Source organism: Pseudomonas sp. Sample_14 (genome assembly GCF_004307515.1).
Classification (GTDB): Bacteria; Pseudomonadota; Gammaproteobacteria; order Pseudomonadales; family Pseudomonadaceae; genus Aquipseudomonas; species Aquipseudomonas atacamensis.
The window spans coordinates 1-6126 of sequence record NZ_RCOC01000024.1 but is presented as its reverse complement, the minus strand read 5'-3'; the positions used below and the strand labels follow the sequence as shown (position 1 = coordinate 6126).

Below are 6126 nucleotides of genomic sequence, written 5' to 3'. Positions count from 1 at the left end.
ATGAAAAACATCAGGGTCATGGTCGGCATGTACACGCCGTGGAAGGCGATTTCACGAGGCATGGGCGAGTCCTTCGGGCCTGGCAGAAGCGAATTCGGCGAGGGGTGATTGCGGGTCGAGCAGCGAGGTGCGGATGAAGTGCAGGTAGCTTTTCACCCGGCGCAACGCCGAGGTATCGAAGTGCGGCGCGAACGGCTCGTCGGTGGCGGCGACGCGGCTGATGGCGTGATCGACCGCCACCAGTGCGCGTTCGAGATTGCTCGCGTTCGGCTGCAAAAACAGGCGCACCAGCGCACGCCCCATCACGCGGATTGCCTGGCGCCACGGCTGCGATTCGGCATACGCCGGGTGCACCGGCAGGATCGCCTGTTCCTTGCGCAACTCGATGATCGCGTGGCCGACTTCCAGCACCACGAACATCCAGCGCAGCAGGCTTTTTTGCACTTTCGGTTGCCCTGCCGCGAGGCCATAGGCCTGATGCAGCAGATCGCGGGTACGGCTCTCGAAACGCGAGGCCAGACCCTTGAGTTTGCCGCTGATCGCGTAGACCACTTGGCCACGCAAGTCCTGCTCCAGGCGCTGCCACAGCCAGCGACTGTTCGGCGGCAGAATGATCGCCCCCGCTGCGGCACAGACGAGCATGCCCATGACCATGGCGATGTAGTCGTTGATGAAGGTGTAGGGGTTGTAAATCGTGAGATTGTCCGGCACTGAACCGGTGCTGAAAAAGATCAACAACCCGAGGCCGACACCGGCGTATTGCGGTCGTGAAGCGAGGAACGAACCGAGCACGATCACCGGCGCGAGCATCACGCAGAGCAAGGGGAAACCGTCGATCAGCGGGAAGATGAAAAACATCTCGACGAAGCCGATCAGTGCACCGAGAAACGTGCCGCAGGCCATTTGAAAGGCCATGCGTTTGGGGTTCGGTGTCGCGGCGGAAAGGCCGACGGTGGCGGCAGCGATCAGGGTCATGGTAGCCCCGCTCGGCCACGCGGTGGCGACCCAATAACTGCCCAACACAATCAGGATGAACGAGGCACGAATTCCCGACGCGGCTGCGGCCCACCAGTTGGTTTGCGGGGTGAAGGGCTCGTCCCAGCGCTCGCGTTCGTGGCGGTGCTCGGCCAGAGACGCATGGGTCTGCGCATAGCTGTGCAGGTCATCGACGAAGCGGTAGAGCAATTCGTAGGCGGTGTGGAAATCCAGTTGTTCGGCTTCGCTCGGAGCAGTGTCCTGAAAGATCCCGCGCAGGGTTCGGACCCGTGCCGGCAGACCTTCCTTGTAGCTGGCCAACGCGGTCGCCAAACGTGCCGCATCGGGGCTGGTCAGCGCGCGACCGCTGAAGCCGTCGAGCACTTCGGCGAGGTCCTGCAAGCCCGGTTTGATCGCTGCCACGACATGCTCTTCGCCATTGCCGCGCAGGCGTTCAAGCAACTGATGCAAGGCGTTGAAGCGCGTGGTGATGCCCATGAACTCACTGTTCAATCGGCTCAGGCGGCCGTTGCGCCGGCGCATGTGCGGGTCTTCGAACACGGTCACACTGCGCAGCCCTTCCAGGCCGACGGCTTCGGCAATGAAGCGCACGTTGCTGGCTTCGAACGCCTCGGCTTTGCTGCGCCCGCGCAAGCCATCGGTGACGAACAGGGCGAACACACCGAAGCGCTGATACAAGGCATTGCGCATCGCCGCGCTGGCGGTCTGCGGCAGAATCGCCGCGCTGATTAGCGTCGAACAGAGAATCCCCAGCGAGATCTCCAGCACCCGCCACACCGCCGCCATAAAGGCGCCGTCCGGGTGCGCCAGCGCCGGCAGACCGACCATCGCTGCGGTGTAACCGGCGAGCACAAAGCCATACGCGCGAAAGTTGCGGCAACGTGCGGCGCCGGCCGAGCAGATGCCGACCCAGATCGCCAGCGAGCCGAGAAACAGCTCCGTGTTTTGCGCGAACAAAGCGATCAGCGTGACCATCATCGCCGATCCGGCCAGCGTGCCGAGCAAGCGATAGAAACTCTTGGCGAACACCTGACCGCTCTGCGGCTGCATGACGATGAACACCGTGATCATCGCCGTACGCGGTTGCGGTAGTTCCAGCCGCATCGCCAGCCACAGGGTGAGAAACGCGGCGAGCAACACCTTGAAGATATACACCCAGGTCACGCCATCGCTGCGTGCCCAGTCGAAAAAACCGCGACGCCATTCCAGGGAGTGGAGCCAGCGCAGGGGGGCGGGCAAGGAGGTCATTGAAAATACTCAGGCATGCAATGCGGACTCGAAACCTGTAGGAGCGAGCCTGCTCGCGAAAGCGGCGTGTCAGGCAACATGTTCATTGACTGATACGCCCTCTTCGCGAGCAGGCTCGCTCCCACAATGGATGCTGTGTTCAACGCAGCAGCGCCGGGGTCTTCGGGGCTTGGGTCTGCTCGGCTGTCGGCACGTCATCACCGGCACCGAGGCCGCCCCCCAAGGCAGTCACCAGCTCGGCATGCGCACTCAACCGCGCCGCCTGCACCTGCTGCTGCACTTGCTGCTGTTTGAACAGCAATGTCTGCGCATTCAGCACATTGAGGTAATCGGTGAGGCCACGTTGATAGGCGATCATCGCGATGTCGTAAGTCTTCTGCGCGGCAGCCACGGATTCGGCGGCGAAGTCCTGCTGCTTGTCCATCGATTCGCGACGGATCAACTGATCGGAAATGTTCTTCAGCGCGTTGATCAGGGTCTGGTTGTAGTGCGCCACGGAGATGTCATAACCGGCCGCCGCTTCGCCCAATTCGCCACGCAGTCGACCGCCGTCGAAGATCGGCAACGAGATCGCCGGGCCGACGTTGTAGTTGAGTTTCTTGCCGCTCAGAAACTCCAGCGCGCCGCCGCCAGTGGCCATGTAGCCGAGGCTGCCGACCAGATCGACGTTGGGGTAGAAACCGCCGTGGGCGACATCGATGCCGCGCGCCTGCGCCGCCACTTGCCAACGACTGGCGACCACGTCCGGACGCTGGCCGAGCAGTTCGGCAGGCAATGCCGAGGGCAACTTCAACGGCGCCGCGAGGGACAGCGTCGGCCGTTGCAGTTGCGCCGCCGCGCCCGGCCCTTTGCCGGCCAGCGCAGCAATCTGGTTGCGGTTCAGGGCGATTTGCTCGTCCAGCGCATCGAGTTGGCGATGAGTCTCCGGCAACGGTGTTTCGGCCTGGCTGACTTCGAAGTGCGTGCCTATCCCGCCGCTCAGGCGTTTCTGCGCCAGATTGAGAATCTGCTGTTGCTGTTTGAGCATCGCGGCGACGATGTCGCGTTGGGCGTAATGCAGCGACAGCTCGATGTAGGCGCGGACGATGTTGTTCTGCAGTTCCAGTTGCGCCAGGCGCGCCTCGGCCACACTCACATGGGCCAGATCCACCGCGCGTTCACTGGCATTGCGCTCGCGGCCCCAGAGGTCGAGGGCGTAACTGAAGCCGAGCGCGGCGTTGTTGTCCCATGTGGTGGTGTTGGCCAGATCGCCGGGGCCGTAGAACTGATCGGTCGGCCAGTTGTGGCGCTTGAGGGTCGACTCGGCATTGATCTGCAACGCCTCGGCCGCTTCGGCAACACCGGCCATAGCCTTGGCCTGACGCACCCGCGCAGCGGCCATGGCCATGCTCGGGCTGCCTTGCACGGCGAGGTCGATCCAGCGATCAAGTTGCGCGTCACCAAACGCCTGCCACCATTGGGCGCTGGGCCAGTGGGCGTCTTTGGCGGCCTCGGCAATGGCAGCGTCGGTGGCCAGTGAATCGGCCGCGAGTGCCTCGCCGTGAGGGGCAATGCCTTGGGTAGAGATGCAGCCGCCGAGAGCCAGGGTTAAAGCCAGAACACTGAGCGGCAAAAGCGCTCTGTTGATGCGACGCGGCACAGCTGCGAATTCCTGAGAGAGGGATAGATCGAGGACCGTGCAGGAGCTGCCGCAGGCTGCGATTTTTGATCTTGCTTCCCTTAAAACAAAATCAAAAGACCGCAGCCTTCGGCAGCGCCGGCACAGGATCGGCGCAATTCTATGGAGCTGCCTCTGCGGCGATAAGCTGGGATTTCTGTGAATCTTTGTTACGGTTAACGAGATAATCCCTTGGTCGGGGGTCTCAGCCCCTGAAACTTCGTGTCACAATTTGCCATCTCCCTTGAGAGCACCCCATGGACACTTTGCAAAACATGCGCGCCTTCAGTTGTGTTGCCGAAGCGGGCAGCTTCACCGCCGCCGCCGTGCAACTGGACACCACCACCGCCAACGTCTCGCGCGCGGTCTCCAACCTCGAAGCCCATCTGCAAACACGTCTGCTTAATCGCACAACCCGGCGCATCGCCCTGACCGAGGCCGGCAAACGCTACCTGCTGCGCTGCGAACAGATCCTCGCCTACGTCGAAGAAGCCGAAGCGGAAGCCAGTGACGCCCATGCACGCCCGGCCGGCCAGCTGAAAGTGCACACCATGACCGGCATCGGCCAGCACTTCGTCATCGACGCCATCGCCCGCTACCGCAAGACCCACCCCGACGTGACCTTCGACCTGACCCTGGCCAACCGCGTGCCGGACCTGCTCGACGAGGGCTACGACGTGTCCATCGTGCTGGCCAGCGAACTGCCCGATTCCGGCTTCGTTTCGCAACGCCTGGGCATCACCTACAGCATCGTCTGCGCCTCGCCGGCCTACGTAAAAGCCAACGGCGCCGCACAGAAACCCAGCGACCTGCTCAACCACGCCTGCCTGCGCCTGGTCAGCCCGGTGATCCCCCTGGAAAAATGGGCCTTCGACGGCCCGGACGGCCAGGAAACAGTGACCATCAACAGCTCACCGTTCCTGGTGAACTCCGCCGACGCCATGAAAACCGCCATCACCAGCGGCATGGGCGTCGGCGTGCTGCCGGTCTACGCCGCCATCGAAGGCCTGCGCAACGGCACTCTGGTGCGCGTGATGCCCAACTACCGCTCGCAGGAACTCAACCTCTACGCGATCTATCCGTCGCGGCAGTACCTGGATGCGAAGATCAAGACGTGGGTGGAATATTTGCGCGGATCGTTGCCGGAGATATTGGCGGCGCATCAGGCGGAATTGGTTGCGTATGAGTTGAGCGGGAGTCTGGCTGGCGCGCGCGTCGCCACCTGACTTTAAACACCGCTGACTTCGTGTAGGAGTTGACGAGTGCAACGAGGCTGCGATCTTTTGATTTTGCTGTTTAAAAAATCAAAAGATCGCAGCCTACGGCAGCTCCTACATCGCGGTGTTTACGGGGAAGTTTCCGACAGGTTTTGCAGGTTGTCCGTCGGAAGTGCGCTGGCTAGGATCTGGTGGTTGCTGACGAATCAGCGACCGGGCTTGGTCGTCCGGGTTTAGAATGGCGCACATTTTCAAGCATGCTTAATGGCGAGCTGTGCGTGGGAGGGCCTCGGCCCTGCCGGGTTTCCATTCCCTGGTCGACCAACCCGCGTACGGTTCGCCACCCGATTGCTTGGTCGCAGTCAGTGGCGAACTCCACTTCCCGAATGGAGTTTCACCATGTTCAAACCCACACCCAATCCCCCCGAATCCGCAAGCACCTCACCCTACCAATCCCCGGACTCGACGAAACTCCACGACGCCGCCGAGCGCGCGCTGGATCACTACCTCAAACCGGCCACCACCGCGCAACAAAGCCACAAACCCAGCACCATGTTCCAGGTCGCCCCGGACCAGGACAACGAAAGCCTGCTGGCCCACGCCTGCGAATCCCTCGCCTCGGCGAGCATCATGAGCAGCGACATCGCCGCCCACGTCGACAGCCCATAGCGGCACACCATACTGGCCATCCAGCAGGTGATCATGCTGGCGGAACTGGCGGTGAACCGGGTGCTGGATAACTATGAAATCCATCAGCCCCCGTCACGCAGCTGATCTTCCCGGAGCGAGCCCGACCGCGAGGGCTTCGGCACATTCAACATTCGAGGTGTCAGATAAACCGCCTTCGCGAGCAGGCTCGCTCCCACAGTTTGAATCGAGTACGTCAGCGAGAAACAGGTCGGCTGTCAGGCCGCCTTCGCTGGCAAGCCAGCTCCCACAGGGACGGGGTGAATCTGGCAGAGATGGGTTGGCAGTGGAGACGCTTTCGCGAGCAGGCTCGCTCCCACA

3 protein-coding genes and 2 pseudogenes are annotated in these 6126 nt (G+C 62.4%); 2 read left to right on the top strand and 3 right to left on the bottom strand.

The features are described 5' to 3' along the window. The 3 genes and pseudogenes from D8U61_RS04790 to D8U61_RS04775 form a co-directional block, all read right to left on the bottom strand. Nucleotides 1–62: pseudogene (locus D8U61_RS04790) on the bottom strand (DUF1656 domain-containing protein); the annotation flags it as partial. Then, entirely contained in the window at nt 52–2244 is a 2193-nt protein-coding gene (locus D8U61_RS04785; protein ID WP_130926505.1) for an FUSC family protein, read from the bottom strand. The gene D8U61_RS04785 and the pseudogene D8U61_RS04790, both read right to left, overlap by 11 nt. A gap of 139 nt (nt 2245–2383) precedes the next feature. Further along, on the bottom strand, nt 2384–3883 hold the full coding sequence (locus tag D8U61_RS04775; protein ID WP_130926504.1) for an efflux transporter outer membrane subunit: 1500 nt from the start codon (nt 3881–3883) through the stop codon (nt 2384–2386). A 275-nt stretch (nt 3884–4158) separates the two neighbouring features. Here D8U61_RS04775 and D8U61_RS04770 point away from each other — a divergent pair, with 275 nt between their 5' ends. Then, nucleotides 4159–5127 (top strand): LysR family transcriptional regulator, encoded by a 969-nt coding sequence (locus D8U61_RS04770; protein WP_024011667.1) that lies wholly within the window; start codon nt 4159–4161, stop codon nt 5125–5127. A gap of 390 nt (nt 5128–5517) precedes the next feature. Further along, nucleotides 5518–5892: pseudogene (locus tag D8U61_RS04765) on the top strand (DUF6124 family protein). Nucleotides 5893–6126 lie beyond the last annotated feature (234 nt).